Source organism: Aurantimonas sp. HBX-1 (assembly GCF_021391535.1).
Lineage (GTDB): Bacteria > Pseudomonadota > Alphaproteobacteria > Rhizobiales > Rhizobiaceae > Aurantimonas.
In genome coordinates this window covers 3,614,817-3,633,603 of record NZ_CP090066.1, presented here as the reverse complement: position 1 = coordinate 3,633,603, position 18,787 = coordinate 3,614,817, and the positions used below count along the sequence as shown (strand labels likewise).

General features: G+C 68.8%; 16 protein-coding genes and 1 other RNA gene. 5 read left to right on the top strand and 12 right to left on the bottom strand.

Translation table 11 applies throughout. The features are described from left to right. The first annotated feature begins 116 nt into the window (after positions 1–116). On the top strand, positions 117–314 hold the full coding sequence (locus LXB15_RS17180) for a hypothetical protein (RefSeq protein WP_233949602.1): 198 nt from the start codon (positions 117–119) through the stop codon (positions 312–314). A 21-nt stretch (positions 315–335) separates the two neighbouring features. Here the strand turns inward: LXB15_RS17180 and LXB15_RS17175 are convergent, their stop codons facing one another. The 9 genes from LXB15_RS17175 to LXB15_RS17135 form a co-directional block, all read right to left on the bottom strand. Further along, complete coding sequence (locus LXB15_RS17175) at positions 336–1,241, bottom strand: glyoxylate/hydroxypyruvate reductase A (protein ID WP_233953221.1); 906 nt, start codon at positions 1,239–1,241, stop codon at positions 336–338. A 39-nt stretch (positions 1,242–1,280) separates the two neighbouring features. After that, complete coding sequence (locus tag LXB15_RS17170) at positions 1,281–1,937, bottom strand: NUDIX domain-containing protein (protein ID WP_233949601.1); 657 nt, start codon at positions 1,935–1,937, stop codon at positions 1,281–1,283. Next, complete coding sequence (locus LXB15_RS17165; RefSeq protein WP_233949600.1) at positions 1,934–3,586, bottom strand: ABC transporter ATP-binding protein; 1,653 nt, start codon at positions 3,584–3,586, stop codon at positions 1,934–1,936. Before LXB15_RS17165 ends, LXB15_RS17170 begins: the two co-directional genes overlap by 4 nt. A gap of 13 nt (positions 3,587–3,599) precedes the next feature. After that, positions 3,600–4,541 carry a cation diffusion facilitator family transporter gene (locus LXB15_RS17160; protein WP_233949599.1) on the bottom strand — a complete coding sequence of 314 codons (942 nt, stop codon included), beginning with the start codon at positions 4,539–4,541 and terminating at the stop codon, positions 3,600–3,602. A 30-nt stretch (positions 4,542–4,571) separates the two neighbouring features. Beyond that, a complete protein-coding gene (locus LXB15_RS17155) occupies positions 4,572–5,696 on the bottom strand; it encodes an ABC transporter permease (protein ID WP_233953220.1) in 1,125 nt (374 codons plus the stop codon). 397 nt (positions 5,697–6,093) lie between these two features. Then, positions 6,094–7,224 (bottom strand): microcin C ABC transporter permease YejB, encoded by a 1,131-nt coding sequence (locus LXB15_RS17150; protein ID WP_233949598.1) that lies wholly within the window; start codon positions 7,222–7,224, stop codon positions 6,094–6,096. Positions 7,225–7,353: 129 nt separating this feature from the next. Then, on the bottom strand, positions 7,354–9,234 hold the full coding sequence (locus LXB15_RS17145) for an extracellular solute-binding protein (protein WP_233949597.1): 1,881 nt from the start codon (positions 9,232–9,234) through the stop codon (positions 7,354–7,356). After that, positions 9,234–11,120, bottom strand: a complete 1,887-nt coding sequence (locus LXB15_RS17140) for an extracellular solute-binding protein (protein ID WP_233953219.1) — start codon at positions 11,118–11,120, stop codon at positions 9,234–9,236. The genes LXB15_RS17145 and LXB15_RS17140 overlap by 1 nt, the downstream gene beginning before the upstream one ends. A gap of 260 nt (positions 11,121–11,380) precedes the next feature. Next, entirely contained in the window at positions 11,381–12,688 is a 1,308-nt protein-coding gene (locus LXB15_RS17135; RefSeq protein ID WP_233949596.1) for a cytochrome c family protein, read from the bottom strand. Between the two features lie 189 nt (positions 12,689–12,877). On the opposite strand from LXB15_RS17135, the gene LXB15_RS17130 reads away from it, so the two are divergent. Both LXB15_RS17130 and LXB15_RS17125 read left to right on the top strand, forming a co-directional pair. Continuing rightward, on the top strand, positions 12,878–13,612 hold the full coding sequence (locus tag LXB15_RS17130; protein ID WP_233949595.1) for a 3-deoxy-manno-octulosonate cytidylyltransferase: 735 nt from the start codon (positions 12,878–12,880) through the stop codon (positions 13,610–13,612). Then, entirely contained in the window at positions 13,612–14,505 is an 894-nt protein-coding gene (locus tag LXB15_RS17125) for a prephenate dehydratase (protein ID WP_233949594.1), read from the top strand. The genes LXB15_RS17130 and LXB15_RS17125 overlap by 1 nt, the downstream gene beginning before the upstream one ends. Positions 14,506–14,508: 3 nt before the next feature. Here LXB15_RS17125 and nudC read toward each other — a convergent pair whose 3' ends face one another. Further along, positions 14,509–15,453 carry an NAD(+) diphosphatase gene (gene nudC, locus LXB15_RS17120; protein WP_233949593.1) on the bottom strand — a complete coding sequence of 315 codons (945 nt, stop codon included), beginning with the start codon at positions 15,451–15,453 and terminating at the stop codon, positions 14,509–14,511. After that, positions 15,450–15,863 carry an HIT domain-containing protein gene (locus tag LXB15_RS17115; RefSeq protein ID WP_233949592.1) on the bottom strand — a complete coding sequence of 138 codons (414 nt, stop codon included), beginning with the start codon at positions 15,861–15,863 and terminating at the stop codon, positions 15,450–15,452. Before LXB15_RS17115 ends, nudC begins: the two co-directional genes overlap by 4 nt. A gap of 61 nt (positions 15,864–15,924) precedes the next feature. Here LXB15_RS17115 and ffs point away from each other — a divergent pair. Then, positions 15,925–16,021: signal recognition particle sRNA small type (gene ffs, locus LXB15_RS17110), an RNA gene on the top strand. Positions 16,022–16,069: 48 nt separating this feature from the next. On the opposite strand, the gene LXB15_RS17105 is transcribed toward ffs, so the two are convergent. After that, complete coding sequence (locus LXB15_RS17105; protein WP_233949591.1) at positions 16,070–16,672, bottom strand: isoprenylcysteine carboxylmethyltransferase family protein; 603 nt, start codon at positions 16,670–16,672, stop codon at positions 16,070–16,072. A 249-nt stretch (positions 16,673–16,921) separates the two neighbouring features. Between LXB15_RS17105 and LXB15_RS17100 the strand changes: the two genes are divergently transcribed. Then, positions 16,922–18,787 (top strand): DNA polymerase III subunit gamma/tau, encoded by a 1,866-nt coding sequence (locus LXB15_RS17100; protein ID WP_233949590.1) that lies wholly within the window; start codon positions 16,922–16,924, stop codon positions 18,785–18,787.

Sequence of the window (18,787 nt, the reverse complement as noted above, 5' to 3'; positions counted from 1 at the left end):
TCACTCGCATAAGCTCTCCTTATGCCAGCTGATCGAGCTTCGATTGGCTTGGCAAGCCCATTCGGGGCCATCCTCCCCAGAGATGCCGCTCAGACGGCAAGCCACGGGAGGTCAGCATGACCTGGGAAATCGGAAGACTTCTGCCTGCCCTGATCGGGCTGGCGATCGGCCGCATGCCGCCGGACGCGAACCCGCCGGCGGCGCGGCGCCGGCTCGACGCCGACAATTTGTCCGAGGCGATGAAGCGCGATCTCGGTCTGATGGACGGGCGCGGCCCTTCGCTCAGGCGGCCGGAGCGGGACGACCGGTTCTGACCGGCGGGGCGGGGCGGCGGCTCAGTATCCGGCGGCGCGGTCGACGAGATGGCGGAGCGGCTCGCCGCGCTCGTGCGCGGCGATCTGCTGCATGATCGTCGGGGCGAGGGCGTCGGGATCGGAGGAGGCCGCGATGTGCGGCGTCACGAACACCCGCGGATGCGTCCACAGCCGGCTCGTGGCCGGCAGCGGTTCGACCGTGAAGACGTCCAGCGAGGCCTCCATCAGCGTGTCACGGTCCAGCGCGTCGAGGATCGCCGCTTCGTTCTGCAGTCCGCCCCGCCCGGCATTGATCAGCACCGGGCCGCCGAGCGGCGTGTCGCGCTTCAGCTGAGACAGCAGCGCTGCATCGATGATGCCGCGGGTCGCCTCGGTCAGCGGCAGCAGCACGACGAGGATGTCGGTCGTCGCCAGGAAAGGCCCGAGCCCGTCGGTCCCGGCGAACATCTCGACGCCCTCGGCGGGCTTCGGCGACCGGCCCCAGCCGGCGACGCGGAAGCCGAGCGCCTTGAGCTTGTCCGCGGCGTCCCGGCCGAGTTCGCCGAAGCCCATGATGCCGACGGTGATCTCGCGCGCCGCCGGCTGCATGCGCTCGTGCCAGATCTTCTGCGCCTGCTGGGTGCGATAGGCGCGGCCGCGGCGGAAGTGGTCGAGCACCCGCCAGACGACGTATTCGCTCATCCGCCCCGACAGGTCGTCGGCGACGATCCGCACCACCGGCACGTCCGGCAGCTGCTTGTCCGCCAGGATGTGGTCGACGCCGGCGCCGAGCGAGAAGATCGCCTTGAGGTTGGGCAGGTTCTCCAGCAGCCCGGGCGGCTGCTTCCAGACCACGGCATATTCGATCGTCGGGTCGGTCGAATCCTTTGGCTCGAGCACGATGTCGCGCTGGCTGCCGGCCTGCTGCAGCGCCGCCAGCCAGCGCATCGGGTCGAAACCGGTGACGGAGAGAAGAATGGTCAATGCTCAGTCCCTGATATCGATTGTGCCCAGCAGCGCCTGCGCCCGCGCCCGGCCCTTGCGCGCGAACCAGTGAGTGCAGGCGATGAGATAGCCGTTCTCGACGCGGCCCTCGTCGACCGCGGCGATGAGATCGTCGACCGGCGCGAGGATCGGCCTGATGTCCTCGTGCTCGTCGGCCTTGCCGGCGGCGTCGGCGAGTTCCCCGGCGTCGACGATGGCGAGGAAGATCGTCGCATGCTCGGTGGTGAGCCCCGGCGCCGGCAGCATCCGGAAGCAGGCCTCGATCGCCCGGGGCACCAGCCCCGTTTCCTCGGTCAGCTCGCGGGCGGCGGCCGCCTCGATGCTCTCGCCGAGATCGACGATGCCGGCGGGCAGTTCCAGCGCCGCGGCGTTGGCGGTCTGCAGGGCGGCGGCGAAGCGGAACTGCCGGATCACCACGATGGCGTCGCGATCCGGATCGTAGGGAATGATCGTCGCGACGGGACCCGTCGCGAGATATTCGCGCTCGATCGGGCCGATGTCGCCCTCGCCGTCGAGCCGGGCGTGACGCAGCGTGGCGACGCGAAAGTCGCGGAAACCCTCGTGCAGCAGCACGTCGCTGTCCAGCACGAACGGCAGAGGCTGGTCGGTCAGCTGGTCGCGATAGTGGCTGGTGGTCATTCCGATACGATTCCGGTGGGTGCTGCGGCGAGATCGAAGGCGGCCGCCATCAGCGCCTTGGTGTAGTCGGTCTGCGGGCGATCGAAGATCTGGTCGGCCGGGCCGCGCTCGACCACGAGGCCGTTGCGCATGACGATCACCTCGTTGGCCAAGGCGCGCACCACCTTCAGATCATGGCTGATAAACAGATAGGCGAGGTTGTGCCGCTTCTGCAGGTCGCGCAGCAGGTCGACGACCTGCGCCTGCACGCTCATGTCGAGCGCCGAGGTCGGCTCGTCGAGCATGACGAAGCGCGGGTTGAGCACCATGGCTCTTGCGATGGCGACGCGCTGGCGCTGGCCGCCGGAGAATTCGTGCGGGTAGCGGAAGCGCGTCGAAGGATCGAGCCCGACCTCGTTCAGCGCCTGCACCACGCGGGCGTCGCGGCCGTCGGCATCGAGGCTGCGCTCATGGATGCCGAGCCCCTCGGCGACGATGTCGGCGATGGTCATACGCGGGCTGAGCGAGCCGAAAGGATCCTGGAAGACGATCTGGATGCGCTCGCGCAGCGGCTTCATCGCCTTGAAGGAGCGCTCGTCGATGCGCTCGCCGTCGAAGCGGATCTCGCCCTTGGAGGAGATCATCCGGCAGAGCGCGAGACCCAGCGTCGTCTTGCCGGAGCCGGACTCGCCGACGACGCCCACGGTCTGGCCGGCCCGCACCGCGATGTCGACGCCGTCCACCGCCTTCACGTGGTCGGTGGTCTTGCGGAAGAAGCCGGTCTTGATCGGAAACCAGACCTTCAGGTCCTTCGCTTCCATGACCAGCGGCGCGTTGGCGTTGGCCGCCGGCGGCCGCCCCTTCGGCTCCGCCGCCAGAAGGTGCCTGGTGTATTCGTGCTGCGGGTCGGCGAAGATCCGGGCGGTCGGCCCGTGCTCGACGATCTTGCCGCGATACATCACGCAGACCCGGTCGGCGATGCGCCGCACGATGCCGAGGTCGTGGGTGATGAACAGCATCGCCATGCGGCGCTTCTGCTGCTGCACCTTGAGGAGTTCGAGGATCTGCGCCTGCACGGTGACGTCGAGCGCCGTCGTCGGCTCGTCGGCGATCAACAGGTCCGGCTCGTTGGCGAGCGCCATGGCGATCATCACGCGCTGGCGCTGGCCGCCGGAGAGCTGGTGCGGATAGGCGCCGAGCCGCTTCTCGGGGTCGCGGATGCCGACCTGGTGCATCAGCTCGAGGGTGCGTTCCTTCGCGGCGCGGTCGCGCAGGCCGCGATGGATCCTCAGCACCTCGCCGACCTGCCGCTCGATCGTGTGCAGCGGGTTGAGCGAGGACATCGGCTCCTGGAAGATCATCGAGATGCGGTTGCCGCGCACCCGGCGCAGGTCCCGCTCGTCGTCGTCGATCAGGTTCTCGCCGTCGAACATGACGGCCCCGCCGGGATGGCTGGCCGACGGGTAGGGCAGCAGCTTGAGGATCGACAGCGCCGAGACGGACTTGCCGGAGCCGGACTCGCCGACCAGCGCCAGCGTCTCGCCGCGGTCGATCGAGAACGACACGTCGTCGACGGCAAGGTTGGTCTTCCCACCCTGGTGGAAGGCGACCGAGAGGTTCTCCACCGACAGGAGAGGGCCGGGCGCGGGCGCGGCGGCGATGCTGCTCAAGACGCGATACCTTTCATGCCGTGTGGGGGTGCCCGTGGCCGTGATGGGCGTGGTCGTCCGCCGCATCGGCGCAATGGCCGCGCTCGATCTCGACGGTCACGTGGTCGATGGAAAAGCGCTTCGACAGCTCGCGCTTGATCGCCCGGGTCACCGCGGCCGCTTCGAAATCCTGCGCGATCCGGGCGTGCAGCGTGGCGGCGCGGCGCTTGGGCGTGATCGACCAGACATGGACGTGGTGGATGTCGACGACGCCTTCGATCTCGGCACTGAGATGCGGGCCGACCGCGGTGCTGTCGACGCCCTTGGGGGTGCCTTCCAGCAGGATATGGCCGGAGTCGCGAACGAGACCGTAAGCATTGCCGAGGATGAGCAGCGCGACCAGCACCGACAGGAGCGGATCGATGGGCGTCCATCCGGTCGTCAGGATCACCACCGAGGCGGCGATGGCGGCGACCGAGCCGAGCAGGTCGCCCATCACGTGCAGCAGCGCGCCGCGCATGTTCAGGTCCTCCTTGTCGCCGCCATGCAGGACGAAGAAGGCCGCGATGTTGACGAGCAGGCCGCCGATCGCGACCACCAGCATCGGGCCGCCGAGGATGACGACCGGCTCGGACAGCCGCCGCCACGCCTCGATGACGATGAACAGCGCGATGCCGAACAGGATCAGCCCGTTGGAATAGGCGACGAGGATCTGGAAGCGGTCATAGCCGTAGCTGCGGCTGGCGTCCGCCGGGCGCCTCGCCAGGCGCATCGCGAACAAGGCGAGCCCCAGGCCGGCGAAGTCGACGAACATGTGGCCGGCATCGGCGAGCAGGGCCAGCGAACCCGAGATCAGGCCGCCGGCGACCTCCGCCAGCATGAAGCCGCCGGTCAGCGCGGCTGCCCAGATCAGGCGCCTCTCGCTGGCGTGACCGGCATGGTCGTGGTCGTCGTGCCCGTGGTCGTGAGCGCTCATGACGCTTCTCCGGGAAACCAATTCATTGCCTCACCGGAAGCTCTTGCGGGGATCGAAGGCGTCGCGGACGGCCTCGCCGACGAAGACCAGCAGCGACAGCATCAGCGACAGGACGATGAAGCCGGAGAAGCCCAGCCACGGCGCCTGCAGATTGTTCTTGCCCTGCGCCAGCAGTTCGCCGAGCGACGGCGAGCCGGGCGGCAGGCCGAAGCCGAGGAAGTCGAGCGAGGTCAGCGTGGTGATCGAGCCGTTGAGGATGAACGGCAGGAAGGTCAGCGTCGCCACCATGGCGTTGGGCAGCAGGTGCCGGACCATGATCGTCCAGTCGCCGACGCCGAGCGCCCGGGCGGCATTGACGTATTCGAAGTTGCGGGCGCGCAGGAACTCCGCCCGCACGACGCCGACGAAGGCGACCCAGGAGAACAGCAGCATGATGCCGAGCAGGATCCAGAAGCCCGGCGGCAGGATCGCTGCGATGATCAGCAGCAGGTACAGCACCGGGATCGACGACCAGATCTCGATGAAGCGCTGGAACAACAGGTCCACCCAGCCGCCGAAATAGCCCTGCACCGCGCCGGCGGCGACGCCGATGACGGCCGAGGCGCCGGTCAGGATCAGCCCGAACAGCACCGAGATCCGGAAGCCGTAGATCAGCCGCGCCGCGACGTCGCGGGCCTGGTCGTCGGTGCCGAGCCAGTTCATGTTGCCGAGATTGCAGTTCGGATCCTCGACACCCAGCGGATAGCGCTGGCAGCGCTCCTCCTCGGTGAACATCCAGGACGGCGCGGACGGCGCCGGGGTGGGGATCTCGTTGTTCACCGTCTGGTAGGAATAGCGGATCGGCGGCCACACGGCCCAGCCATTGGCGGCGATCTCGTCCTGCACGAACGGGTCGCGATAATTGGTCACCGGCAGGAAGCCGCCGAACACCTCCTCGGGATAGTCGACGAGCACCGGGTAGTAGAACTCGCCCTTGTACTCGACCAGCAGCGGCCGGTCGTTGGCGACGAGTTCGGCGAAGGAAGTGACGACGAACAGGAAGAGGAAGATCCACAGCGACCAGTAGCCGCGCTTGTTCGCCTTGAAGTTCTCCCAGCGCCTGACGTTCAGCGGCGACAGCCGCGGACGCCGCGTCAGCGCCGCCTCCGGCGCCATCTGCGCGATGCCGGCGGTCTCCTCGCGCGCGATCTCGGCGGCGCGGTCCTCGGGGACGGTGTCGGGCCCGCCCTGCCGGCGCGCCTCGTCCTGCTTCTGCCGGTCCTTGAGTGCGTCGTCCATGTTCAGCGCCCTCCCATCGCGGTTGGAAGTCGGGCGCTCGTGCTCTGGCAAAAGGCGACGCATGCAGACGACGCGCCGCGTGACACCGGCACGACGTCATCCTCGGGCCCCGTCCCGAGGATCCAGTGTCGGTCCAAGCGAGCAGCGACGCCCGTCACGACCGGCCCTGCATGCCATGCAGGCGTTGCCCTGGATCCTCGGGACGGGGTCCGAGGATGACGAAGCGACGGGGTCCGAGGATGACGAAGGTCGAGGGATGTCATCACGCTCATGCTCAGACCTCCCGCCGTTCGAAGTCGATCCGGGGATCGATCCACGTATAGGTCAGGTCGGAGATCAGCGCGGTGAAGAGGCCGATCAACGAGAAGATGTAGAGCGTGCCGAACACCACCGGATAGTCGCGCTGGTAGATGCTCTCGAAGCCGAGGAGGCCGAGACCGTCGAGCGAGAAGATCGTCTCGATCAGCAGCGAGCCGGCGAAGAAGGCGGAGATGAACGCCCCCGGAAAGCCCGCGACGATGATCAGCATGGCGTTGCGGAACACGTGGCCGTAGAGCACCTGCCGCTCCGACAGGCCCTTGGCGCGGGCGGTGGTGACGTACTGCTTGCGGATCTCGTCGAGGAACGAGTTCTTGGTGAGCAGCGTCGTCGTGGCGAAGGCCGACAGCGCCAGCGAGACCAGCGGCAGCGTCAGATGCCAGAAATAGTCCGGAATGGTCTGCGACACGCAGCGCGAGGCGTCGAACGCGTCCGACCACGGCGCGCACCAGTCGCCGCGTATGCCGTCCGAGAGCAGGCCCCGCAGCGGGAACCAGTCGTAGAACGAGCCGCCGGCGAACAGCACGATCAGGAGCACCGCGAACAGGAAGCCCGGGATCGCGTAGGCGACGATGACGATCGCCGAGGTCCAGACGTCGAAAGCCGAGCCGTCCTTCAGCGCCTTGCGGATGCCGAGCGGGATCGAGATCAGGTAGGACAGGAGGGTGATCCACAGCCCCAGCGAGATCGACACCGGCAGCTTCTCCAGGATCAGCTCCCACACCGAGATCGAGCGGAAATAGCTCTCGCCGAAATCGAAGCGCGCATAGTTCCACAGCATCAGGCCGAAGCGCTCCAGCGGCGGCTTGTCGAAGCCGAACTGCTTTTCGAGCCGGGCGATGAAGGCGGGGTCGAGCCCCTGCGCGCCGCGATAGCCGGAGTTCTCGCCGGCGCCCTGGCTGGCGCCGAAATCGCCGCCGCCGCCGGAGACGCGGTCGGTCGCCCCGCCGGCGTCGCCCTGCAGGCTGGCGATCACCTGCTCGACCGGGCCGCCCGGCGCGAACTGGATCACGATGAAGGAGATCGCCATGATCCCGAGCAGCGTCGGGATCATCAGAAGAAGGCGGCGGAGGATATAGGCGCCCATGGCCGGGTGTCGTCTCCGAGTGGTCGCGCTTGGTGCCCGATTCGGGCCGTATCACGATGCTTCGTCTTGATAGCCCGCATCCGCGGGTTCCGCAAAAGCCGGGCTTTGCCGGTCCCGCCGGCGTGCCGGTCAGCCGCGCCGGACCGCCCCGGCCTTGGCGGGATCGAGCCACCACAGGCGCTCCACCGGCCAGGCATAGTCGGGCTTGGTCTCCTTGAACCCGAATATGTCCCAGAAGGCGGCGCGACGGACGTTCGAGCTGATGTTCGGCAGCCAGTCGAGCCGCCAGCGCAGCACCCGGTCCAGCGCCCGCATGGCGGTGACGAGGTCCGCGCGGTCCTGCGCTGCCCCCGCCGCCGCGATCAGCGCGTCGACCGCCTCGTCCGCCATGCCGGGATAGTTGTACGCCCCGGGCCGGTCCCTCGCATCGCTGCCGAAGAACAGCGTCAGGCCTTCCCGCGTAGGCGTCGGGGTGAGGCTGAAGGCGGCGAGGATCATGTCGAAGTCGAAGCGGTTGACCCGGTCCTGGTACTGCGCCGGATCGACGAAGCGGATGGAGGCGTCGAGGCCGATCCGCCGCAGCGTGTCGATGAACTTGGCGTAGACGCGCTCCTGCTCCTGGCCGTAGGTCATGAACTCCAGGCGGAAGGCCTCGCCGGCCTCGTTCAGCATGCGGTTGCCGTCGAGCCGCCAGCCGGCTTCGGCGAACAGCGTCGTCGCCTGCCGCAGCAGGGCGCGGTCGAGGCCGCTGCCGTCGCTCACCGGCTGCACCCAGACCTCGCCGAACACCGCGTCCGGGATGCTGCCGCGCAGCGGCTCGAGCAGCGCCAGCTCGGCCGGGGAGGGCGTCCCCTCGGCGACGAAGTCGGAGCCCTGGAAGGGGGAGTTGGAGTGGATGCGCTGGCCGAACATCAGGTTGGCGTTGGTCCACTCGAAGTCGAAGCACATGTTGATCGCGTGCCGGACGCGGCTGTCGGCGAAGCGCTCGCGGCGCTGGTTGAGCGCCCAGCACTGGAATCTCGGGAGCTTCTCCCCGGGGAATTCGCGCGTGATTACCTCGCCGCGCGCCACGGCCGGAAAATCGTACTCGGTTGCCCAGGCTTTCGAGGTGAACTCCTCGCGGAAGGTGATGATGCCCTTCTTGAAGGCCTCCAGCGCCGGCTGGCGGTCGCGGAAGAACTCGATGCGGATGGTCTCGAAGAGGTCCAGCCCGCGCGAGAACGGCAGGTCCTTTGCCCAGTAATCCGGCCGCTTGCGGTATTCGATGAAACGGCCGAACTCGAAGCGCGCCACCTCGAAGCGCCCGCTCCCGGGGATCCCCTCGCGGCCGACGCGGGCGAATTCCCTGTCGGCGAAATACGTCCGCGGCATGATCGGCAGGCTGAGCGCGCCGAGCGCGTCCTGGTAGCTCTGGCGCTCGGTGAAGCGGATGCGCACCGTCTCCGGATCGACGGCGACGACTTCCTCCAGCTCGCGCAGCGTCACCTGCAGGCTCGGGTGACCCTCCTCCTTCAGCGTCTCGTAGCTGAAGACGACGTCGTCCGCCGTCACCGGTGCGCCGGTTGAAAAGCGCGCCTCCGGCCGCAGCCGGAAGGTGAAGCTGCGGCGATCTTCGGAAAGGGTGACGCTTTCGGCGAGGCCGCCGTAGACGGCGTCCGGCTCGTCGAGCGAGCTCAGCATCAGCCCGTCATAGAGGCTCTCGATCCGCGGCGGCGCATTGCCCTGCAAGACGAGGGTGTTGAGCGTGTCGAAGGTCTCCGGCGACTGGTTGAGGACCCAGTTCGACACTGCAAGGTTCATCTGCCCGCCGACGGGCGCGTCCGGCGACGCATAGTCGAAATGCGTGTAGTCCGGGCCGTATTTCAGGTCGCCGAAGGCCGACAGGCCGTGCAGCGGCGTGCCCGTCGTAACCCTCGCGAAGGCGTCGCGGAGCAGCAGCGGGGCCGCGCCGGCGGCCAGCGCCAGCTGCGTGAAGCGGCGGCGGGTGAGGTGCGTCAGCGCCGTCGCCATCAGTTGCTGGCGGCCGCGTCGCCGGCGGCGGACTTGATCCACCAGGAATACGGATCAAGCCCGGCATAGGAGGGGCCGGTCTCGGGCATGCCGAGCTTGTCCCAGTAGGCCAGCCAGTCCTCCGACTTGTACCACTGCGGCACGACGTAATATTCCCACAGCATCACCCGGTCGAGCGCGCGCGTGGCCGCCACCAGGTCCTCGCGGTCCTTGGCGTAGACGATGGCGTCGATGAGCTTGTCGATCGCGGGGTTCTTCAGACCGGCAAAGTTCCGGCTGCCGGGCACGTCGGCGGCGGTCGAACTCCAGAAGTCGCGCTGCTCGTTGCCGGGCGACAGCGACTGCGGATAGTAGGCCATGCCCACCACCTCGAAGTCGAAATTGTTCATCCGCTCGATATACTGGTTGGTGTCGACGATCCGCACGTTGGTCTTGATGCCGAGACGCTCCAGCTGCCGGGCGAACGGTTCGAGGACGCGGGTATCCTGCGGGTCGTTGCCGAGGAACTCGATGGTGAAGGGCTCGCCCGTAGCCGCATTCACCAGGGTCGTGCCGCGCAGTTCGTAGCCGGCTTCCTGCAACAGGCTGAGCGCCTCGCGCAGATGATCGCGCGCGGAGCCGGCATCGCCGTAGACCGGCAGCTTGAATTCCTCGGTGAACACCTCGTCCGGGATCTGGCCGCGCAGCGGCTCCAGATATTTCAGTTCCGCCTCGCTCGGCAGGCCCTTGGCGGCCAGTTCGCTGTTCTCGAAATAGCTCCCGATCCGCTCGTAGAGACCGTAGAACAGTGTCCGGTTCATTTCCTCGAAATTGAAGGCGAGGGTGAGCGCCTTGCGCACCCGGCGGTCCTGGAACTTCGGCAGCCGGTTGTTCAGGACATAGGCCTGCATCGACTGGACCTGCTCGGACTCGATCGTCTTGCGCACCACCTCGTCGTTCTGGGCCGCAGGAAACTCGTAACCCTCGGCCCAGCGACGCGCGGAATTCTCCAGCCGCCAGTCGTCGAGGCCGCCCTTCTTGAAGGCCTCCCAGGCGGCATTGGAATCGCGCAGATAGACGTAGCGGATGCTGCCGTAATTGTAGCGGCCGACGCGCGTCGGGTGGTCGCGCGCCCAGTAATCCTCGACCCGCTCCCATTCGATCCACTGGCCGGTCGAACTGCCGGAGATGCGGTAGGGACCGGAACCCAGCGGCGGCTCCGAGGTCGGCTGGGTGATGTCGCGCTTCTTGCCACTGGCGTCGGTGCCTTCCCACCAGTGCTTCGGGAGCACCGTCAGGTCGCCGACGATATGCGGCAGTTCGCGGTTGCCGGTCTGGTCGAAGGTGAAGGTCACCTCCCGCTCGCCGGTCTTCTCGACCTTGGTGATGTTCTTGTAATAGGCGGTCCACTGCGGATGCAGCTCGGTCAGTGTCTCGAAGCTCCAGATCACGTCCTCGACGGTGATCGGCTCGCCGTCGTGCCAGCGCGCCTCCGGGTTGAGCCTGAAGGTCACCGAGGAATAGTCGGCGGGAAAGCGCAGGGCCTCCGCGATCAGGCCATGCGAGACGCCGGGCTCGTCCGTCGATTGCTCCGTCAGCGTGTCGTAGAGCAGCCCGCCGCCGAACGTCGCCAGGCCGGCCGCCGGCGTTCCCCGCACGATGAAGGGATTGAAGCTGTCGAACGTCCCGACCACGGTTTCGTCGAGTTGCCCGCCCTTGGGCGCGTCCGGATTGACGTAGTCGTAATGCGCGAAGTCCGCCGGATATTTCGAGGGCGCGATCAGCGAGTCCGATTCCTGCCATTCGCCGGCGGCCGGATCGGCTGCCGATGGCGCCGCCGCGGGGCTCGCCGTCGATCCGCTTTCGGTCTGCGCCGGGGCGGCTCCGAGGCTCAGGCCCATCAGCATGGCGAGGAGGCAGGCGAGGCGGGCGGTGCGCATCGGCAATGGCAAGATCGGGACCTCCGTCAGGATAGCGGGCGTCGAAAGCGAAGACGTTTCAGGACATTTATGACCAAGGTGCGATGCCAAGTCACCTGACGATCCCGTAATGCGGAACCCCCGCGGGGCGGCGCCACGCGCCGCGCACCCCCCGAACGCCGAAAGGCCCCGGCGCGGACCGGGGCCTTTCGCTCGAAGGCAGGTGGCAGGATGCCGCGGCGCGAGGCTCAGTTGGCCGGCGCGCCGGCCTCGTCGAAGCTCGCGAGATAGGCGATGATGTTCGCGATCTCCTCGGGGTCCTTGACGCCCGGGAACACCATCTTGGTCCCCGGCACCAACTCCCGCGGGTTCTCCAGCCACTGCGTCAGGAGCTCGGGGGTCCAGGTCGGATGCTCGGCGGCGAACGCCGTCAGGGCCGGCGAGAAGCTGTAGCCCTCGACCGAGGCGACGGCCTCGCCGACGATGCCGTTCAGCTCGGGGCCGATCTTGTTGACCGCACCCTCGCCGATGGCGTGGCAGGCCTGGCACTTGCGGAAGGCCGACTTGCCGGCCGCGGGGTCTCCCGCGAGAGCCACGGGCTCGGCGGCCGGGACCGCCGCTGCGGGAGCCGCCGCTTCAGGAACGGCTGCCGGGGCTGCCGGAGCGACTGGTGCAGGGGCGGCTGGCGGCACCGCCGGGGCGGCTGCCGTCGGAGCAGCGCTTTCGGCGCCGGCGGCAACCGTGCCCTCGGCGGCGGCGCTGGTGTCGCCGGCGGTCGGCGCGGCCGGTGCATCCGCGGCCTGCTGGGCCTCGGCCGGGGTCTGCGGCTGCGCATCGGCCGCCTGGACCGGCGCGGCCTCGGCGCCCGGGGCCGGCTGCGCGGCATCGGTGTCGGTCACGGCGGGTGCCTGTGCGGATTCGCCGGCCGCGGCCGACGGGTCACTCGAGGCTGCCGGGTCGGTGGCTTCCGCGGCGGCCTCCGCCGGCGCAGCTTCCGCCGCCGGGGCTTCCGGCAGCGGCGCCGGGTTTTCGGAGAGGGTGCGCAGATAGGCGATCAGATTGGCGCGGTCCTCGGGATCCTTGAGACCCGCGAAGCCCATCGCGGTGCCGGGCACGTGGCCCTTCGGATCCTCGATGAAGTAGCTGAGATGGTCATAGTCCCAGACCACCGACCCGCCCTCGGAGAACTCCTGCAGGGCGGCGGAATAGGAGAAGTCGGACACGCTGGCGATCGGCCGGTTGACGACGTCCCACAGATGCGGGCCGACCTTGTTGGCGCCGCCCTGTTCGCCCGTGTGGCAGGCGCCGCACTTGCGGAACTGGGCCGCGCCCGCCTCGGCGTCGGCCGTCTGCAGCAGCGCCGCGATCGGTACGGCGGCTTCTTCGGCCGGCGCGCCCTCGCCGCCCTCCGGAGCCTCGGCCACGACGATCTCGAATCCCGGCGTCTCGGGGGCCTCCGCGTGGAACAGCCCTTCCGCGAGGATGCTCCCGCCGAACAGGACGAAGATCGTCCCGAGAACGGCGCCGAAGATCTTGTTGGCCTCGAACGAATCCATGGGCGGAGGGAACCTCTCTGCGATGTCGGCGGTGGACGCCGACGCTTTATCGAGCAAAAAACGCGCGGAACCTAGGTCTTTTGCGGTTTGATGGCAACAGCGGTAAGAGGCGGTTCCGCCGCGTCTATTGTCACCCATGACGGCCGCATTCAAGCGCTTTCGCACTCACCTTCGGTTCACGAATCGCCCATGTCCATTCTCGTGCTCATACCGGCTCGTCTCGGCTCGACGCGCCTGCCCCGGAAGGCCCTCGCCGATATCGCCGGCAAGCCGATGGTGGTCAGGGTCGCCGAGCGGGCGGCGGCTGCGGGGATCGGCCGCGTCGTCGTCGCCACCGATGCGGCGGAAATCCGCGACGCCGTCGCAGCGGCGGGCTTCGATGCGGTGATGACCTCGCCGGACCACCAGTCCGGCTCGGACCGGATCTTCGAGGCGCTCCGGGCGGTGGATCCCGACGGCGCGGTCGAGACCATCGTCAACGTCCAGGGCGACCTGCCGACGATCGAGCCGGAGGCGATTCGCCAGGTGCTTGCGCCCTTTGAGGACCCGCGCTGCGACGTTGCGACGCTCTGCGTCGAGATCCGCGACGAGGCCGAGAAGACCAATCCCAACGTCGTCAAGCTGGTCGGCGCGCCGGTCGGCCCGTCGCGGCTGCGGGCGCTGTATTTCACCCGCGCCACCGCGCCCTGGGGCGAGGGGCCGCTCTACCACCATGTCGGGCTCTACGCCTATCGGCGCGCCAGCCTCGAGCGCTTCGTCGCGCTGCCGCCGTCCACGCTGGAAGTGCGCGAGCGGCTGGAGCAGCTGCGGGCGCTGGAGGACGGCATGCGCATCGACGCCGAGATCGTCGACACCGTGCCGCTGGGGGTCGACGCGGCGGACGACCTGGAACGCGCCCGCGCCATGTATGGAGTTGCCGTCTGATGAGCCATCAAGCCACCAAGCTGCCGCTGATCGCCTTCCAGGGCGAGTTCGGGGCCAATTCCGACATGGCCTGCCGGCAGGTCTTCGGCGAGACGATGGAGCCACTGCCGTGCCCGTCCTTCGACGACGCCTTCGAGGCGGTGCGTTCCGGCGAGGCAGAGCGGGCGATGATCCCGATCGAGAACACGCTGGCCGGCCGCGTCGCCGACATTCATCACCTGATGCCGGATAGTGGCCTGCAGATCGTCGGCGAATATTTCATGCCGATCCACTTCCAGCTGATGGTGCTGCCGGGCACCGGGCGGGAGGCGATCCGCAGCGTCCACAGCCATATCCACGCGCTCGGCCAGTGCCGCAACTTCATCCGCAGCAATGGCTGGAAGCCGCAGGTCGCCGGCGACACGGCGGGCGCGGCGCGCGAAGTCGCCGAGGCGAAGGACCCGAGCCGGGCGGCGCTCGCCCCGGAACTCGCGGCAGGCCGGTACGGGCTCGAGATCATCGAGCGCAACGTCGAGGATTCGGAAAACAACATCACCCGCTTCGTCATCCTGTCGCGACCCGATGCCGCGCCGCAGGCGCTGTGGGCGCCTCAGGGCGGCCGCACGGTGACCACCTTCGTCTTCGAGGTGCGCAACCTGCCGGCAGCGCTCTACAAGGCGCTCGGCGGCTTCGCCACCAACGGCGTCAACATGACCAAGCTCGAGAGCTACCAGATCGGCGGGCATTTCGTCGCGACGCAGTTCTATGCCGACGTCGAGGGCCATCCCGACGACGATGCCGTGCGGCTGGCGCTGGAGGAACTCGCCTTCTTCACCCGCCGCGTGCAGATCCTCGGCGTCTATCCCGCCGCGGAAGGCCGGCTGGAGGGGCCGGTCGGGGCGCCGGGGGAGTAGGGCTCACCCGTCGGCGAAGGCCTTGATGAGGTGATGGGCGATGGCGAAGCGCTGCGGCACCGCGAGGCCGTCCGGATGCGTGCCGGCCAGCATCGCGCGCACCTCGTCGCGGCCGAACCAGCGGCAGGCCTCGAGCTCCGTGGCGTCGAAGACGATCGGCGCCGCCGGCGCCAGCGCCATGCAGCCGATCATCAGGCTGCCGGGAAACGGCCAGGGCTGCGAGGCGAGATAGTCGACGCGGCTCACCGCGAGTCCCGCTTCCTCGAGCGTCTCGCGGCGCACCGCGTCCTCGACGGTCTCGCCCGCCTCGACGAAGCCGGCAAGGCACGACCAGAACTTCTCCGGAAAGCGCGGCTGGCGCCCGAGAACGCAGCGGCCTTCGCCGTCATGCACCAGCATGATCGTCACCGGGTCAGTGCGCGGGAAGATCACGTCGCCGCAGGCCGGGCAGCGCCGGCGATAGCCCGCGGCCTCGGCGACCGTTTCGCCGCCACAGCGGGCGCAGAAGCGGTTGCGGGCGTGCCAGCCGAGGAGATGCGCCGCCTGGCCGAGCTGGCCCTCGCTGTCGGGATCGAGCAGGCCCTGCATGGCGATCGACCGCAGGTCGACCAGCGCCATGCCGTCCGCCGGCGCCATCTCCTCGGCGAGACGGGCGGCGAGATGCGGCTGTCCCGCCATGTCGGTGCCGAGCAGCACGCTGCCGGCGAGGCCGGCGCCGAGCGCCTCCGCCTCCGCCCGGCTGAACAGCGGGTCCGCCGCCGTGCCGGTGCGCAGCAGCCACTTGTCGCCGCTGGCCAGGAACAGCCGTGCCGCCGGATGCGCCAGCGCCTCGGCAAGGCTGGCATCGGTGCGGTGCTCGCCGTCGCGCGACAGACGGTTGCCGGCAAAGCCGGTGCGTGCGCTCAGTTCGGCTTGCGCGGTGTCGGGACGGTGATCGTCGTCTCTCATGCCGGCAGCACCGCCTGGCGGATCGTTTCGCAGAACCGTTCGGCCTCCGCTCCGCCATAGGCTTCCCGCGCGCCGAACCCCCAGACCGGTCCCGGCCAGTTCGGATCGCCGGCGCTGCGCGCCACCACGTGCAGGTGGAACATCGGCACGACGTTGCCCAGCGCGCCGATATTGATCTTCCCGGCGCCGGTCACCGCCTTCAGCGCCTTGGCGACCAGCCCCATCTCGAAGGTCAGCATGGTCTGGTCGAGCGGCGTCAACTCATGAAACTCGGTGATGCCGGGACGCTGCGGCACGAGGATCACCCAGGGCCATCGCCGGTCGTTCATCAGCCGCAATTCGCACAGCCCGAGCCTGCTCACCGCCACGGTGTCCGCCGCCAGACGGGAGTCGAGTTCGAAGGCTTGCATCGCGTGATCTCCAGAAGCGCCCGTCTTGCATTTAGGACGGCGATCATCGATATGGAGGCCGGGAGGTTGGTGGTGGACGAGCCACTCGCCAACCGGGTCAGGTCCGGAAGGAAGCAGCCCCAACGAGCATGGCACGGGTCATCGTGCCAGCCTCCCACCTTCTTACCCGTGTCGCGAGGGGGCAGCGGCGCTGCCCTTGCCGCCGCTCAATAGAGCCGCAGCAGCACCGGCAGATAGCCCCCCGCCTGCAGCATCTCCACCGTTTCGAAGAACGGCACGGCCAGGAAGAAGACCAGCCCGTCGCCCAGCGTCCGGTAGACCAGCGCCATGTCGACGGTGATCGTCGGCGCGTCCCGGAACAGCGAGATATCCGGCAGGAAGCGCGGCACGCGGGTGACGTAGCTGTCGAACGACGTTCCGAAGGCGTCGCGGAGATAGGCCTCCTCCCGCAGGATGACGATCCGGAACGCCGCGGCGCAGCCGATCGCGAAGACGAGGCCGAGGACGATGCTGCCCGTGGCCGCCCCGGCGCCGCCGGCGGCGATGCTGGAAAACACGTAGAGCGGATTGCGCGACATCGAGTAGGGACCCTCGGCGACGATCTCGGCGGCCTTGCGCCCGCCGATGTAGAGGGTGCACCAGATCCGGCCGGCAATGCCGATGACGATCAGCGCCAGGCCTGCCATTTCGACCGATTCGTGCATCTCCTCCGGCCAAGCCGAGCCGACGAAGAGCAGCGCCATGAAGGCGGCGAAGAGAATCGCAAAGAGCGCCAGCTTGCGCTGTCGCTGGTATCGTCCAAGGGCCATGATGTTTCTCTGCGGCGCGTCCTGCCGCCCGGCGTGCCCCCGCCGGTTGCGGCAGCACGATGTTTGCGACTGTCGTCCGCTTCATTCAAGGCAAAACGACGGCCATGCCGCATCTGTGCGACGGGGGTTGCGCCGTCAATCCTTTCGCTTCAGAACCGGGCGGAGCGTGGCATCCCGGCGGGCGGCGATGCCGAGCGGGCGGTATCTGCCGACCGGGGCACGCGCTTCCCGAGATCCGGACCTGACGCAATGAGCGATACCGACAGCGGCACAGCGACGACACCGGAGGGCGCTGCGACACCCTACCGCGTCCTCGCCCGCAAATATCGCCCCGCCTCGTTCGAGGACCTGATCGGCCAGGAGCCGATGGTGCGCACCCTCACCAACGCCTTCGAGACCGGCCGGATCGCCCAGGCGTGGATGCTCACCGGCGTGCGCGGCGTCGGCAAGACCACCACCGCCCGCATCCTCGCCCGGGCGCTGAACTACCAGACCGACACGATCGACCAGCCGACCATCCACATGGTGGAGCCCGGAATCCACGACCAGGCGATCATGGAAGGCCGGCATGTCGACGTGGTGGAGATGGACGCCGCCTCCCACACCGGCATTGACGACGTGCGCGAGATCATCGCGCAGGTGCGCTACCGCCCGGTCTCGGCGCGCTACAAGGTCTACATCATCGACGAGGTCCACATGCTGTCGAACCAGGCCTTCAACGGCCTGCTGAAGACGCTGGAGGAGCCGCCGGAGCATGTGAAGTTCGTCTTCGCGACGACCGAGATCCGCAAGGTGCCGATCACCGTCCTGTCGCGCTGCCAGCGCTTCGACCTCCGGCGCGTCGACACCCAGACGCTGATCGCGCATCTGCAGAAGATCGCCGATGCCGAGAGCGTCGCCATCGACGCCGAGGCGCTGCGCCTGATCGCAAGGGCGGCGGAAGGCTCGGTGCGCGACGCGCTGTCGCTGACCGACCAGGCCATCGCGCACGGGGCAGGGGCGATCTCCGGCGTCGCGGTGCGCGACATGCTGGGCCTTGCCGACCGCGTCCGGGTCATCGACCTGTTCGAGAAGCTGATGGCCGGCGACGGCCGGGCGGCGCTCGCCGAACTGCGCGACCAGTACCAGGCCGGCGCCGATCCCGCCGTCGTCCTCGCCGACCTTGCCGACTTCACCCATCTGGTCACCACGCTGCGCTACGTGCCGGAAGCGGCCGACGACGCGGCGCTGTCGCCAATGGAGGCCGAGCGGGGCCTTGCCTTCTCGACCACGCTGTCGATCCGCACGCTCAGCCAGGTCTGGCAGATGCTGCTGAAGGCGCTGGAGGAGACCCGCAACGCCACGACGCCGCGGCAGGCGGCGGAAATGGCGCTGATCCGCATCGCCCACGCCGCCGACATGCCGTCGCCCGACGATCTGGTGCGGCTGATCCGCAAGGAGGGCACCGATGCCCTGCCGGCGCCGGCGGCGCAGCCGACCCGCCCGGCCGAGCCGCGCGATCCGCCCGGCGGTGGCGGCGGCGGCAATGGTTCGGCGGCCTCGGCACAAGCGCGCTTGCCGGGGCCGGCACCCAGCGCATCCCCCTCGCGGGCGCATCTTGCCCTCGCCTCGACCAGCCCGTCGCCAGAGCGGGCCTCGCCCCAGCAGGCCGCGGCGCCGGAAATTGCCATCGCATCGCTGGAGGACCTGGTCGCGCTGGCCGAGACCAAGCGCGACTCGCTGATGCGGGTCTCGATCCACCGCTATCTGCGGCTGGTGAAACTTGTGCCCGGCCGCCTGGAAGTCGCGTTGACGCCCGAGGCGCCGCGCACGTTGATCAGCGACCTCACCCGCAAGCTGCACGAATGGACCGGCCAGCGCTGGGTCGTGGCGATCTCGAGCGGCGAGGCGATGCCGACGCTGGAGGAAGCCGCGACGTCGCGCCGCGCCACGCTTTTGTCGGACGCGGCGCTCGATCCGGAGGTCGCCGCCGTCCTGTCGGCCTTTCCCGGTTCCAAGATCGTCGACGTGCGGCTGCGCGGCGAGGCGGAGGCGGCGGTGGTCGTCGAGGAACTCGCCGCTATGGTGGACGATGACATTCTGGATGATCCGTCCGAAGTGGACGACGACGAATAG

Bases quoted from the DNA above. Each gene is read 5' to 3' on its own strand.
- LXB15_RS17180 (WP_233949602.1), top strand. From the start codon at position 117: ATGACCTGGGAAATCGGAAGACTTCTGCCTGCCCTGATCGGGCTGGCG.
- LXB15_RS17175 (WP_233953221.1), bottom strand. From the start codon at position 1,241: ATGCGCTGGCTGGCGGCGCTGCAGCAGGCCGGCAGCCAGCGCGACATC.
- LXB15_RS17170 (WP_233949601.1), bottom strand. From the start codon at position 1,937: ATGACCACCAGCCACTATCGCGACCAGCTGACCGACCAGCCTCTGCCG.
- LXB15_RS17160 (WP_233949599.1), bottom strand. From the start codon at position 4,541: ATGAGCGCTCACGACCACGGGCACGACGACCACGACCATGCCGGTCAC.
- LXB15_RS17155 (WP_233953220.1), bottom strand. From the start codon at position 5,696: ATGGCGCCGGAGGCGGCGCTGACGCGGCGTCCGCGGCTGTCGCCGCTG.
- LXB15_RS17150 (WP_233949598.1), bottom strand. From the start codon at position 7,224: ATGGGCGCCTATATCCTCCGCCGCCTTCTTCTGATGATCCCGACGCTG.
- LXB15_RS17145 (WP_233949597.1), bottom strand. From the start codon at position 9,234: ATGGCGACGGCGCTGACGCACCTCACCCGCCGCCGCTTCACGCAGCTG.
- LXB15_RS17140 (WP_233953219.1), bottom strand. From the start codon at position 11,120: ATGCTGATGGGCCTGAGCCTCGGAGCCGCCCCGGCGCAGACCGAAAGC.
- LXB15_RS17135 (WP_233949596.1), bottom strand. From the start codon at position 12,688: ATGGATTCGTTCGAGGCCAACAAGATCTTCGGCGCCGTTCTCGGGACG.
- LXB15_RS17130 (WP_233949595.1), top strand. From the start codon at position 12,878: ATGTCCATTCTCGTGCTCATACCGGCTCGTCTCGGCTCGACGCGCCTG.
- LXB15_RS17125 (WP_233949594.1), top strand. From the start codon at position 13,612: ATGAGCCATCAAGCCACCAAGCTGCCGCTGATCGCCTTCCAGGGCGAG.
- nudC (WP_233949593.1), bottom strand. From the start codon at position 15,453: ATGAGAGACGACGATCACCGTCCCGACACCGCGCAAGCCGAACTGAGC.
- LXB15_RS17115 (WP_233949592.1), bottom strand. From the start codon at position 15,863: ATGCAAGCCTTCGAACTCGACTCCCGTCTGGCGGCGGACACCGTGGCG.
- LXB15_RS17105 (WP_233949591.1), bottom strand. From the start codon at position 16,672: ATGGCCCTTGGACGATACCAGCGACAGCGCAAGCTGGCGCTCTTTGCG.
- LXB15_RS17100 (WP_233949590.1), top strand. From the start codon at position 16,922: ATGAGCGATACCGACAGCGGCACAGCGACGACACCGGAGGGCGCTGCG.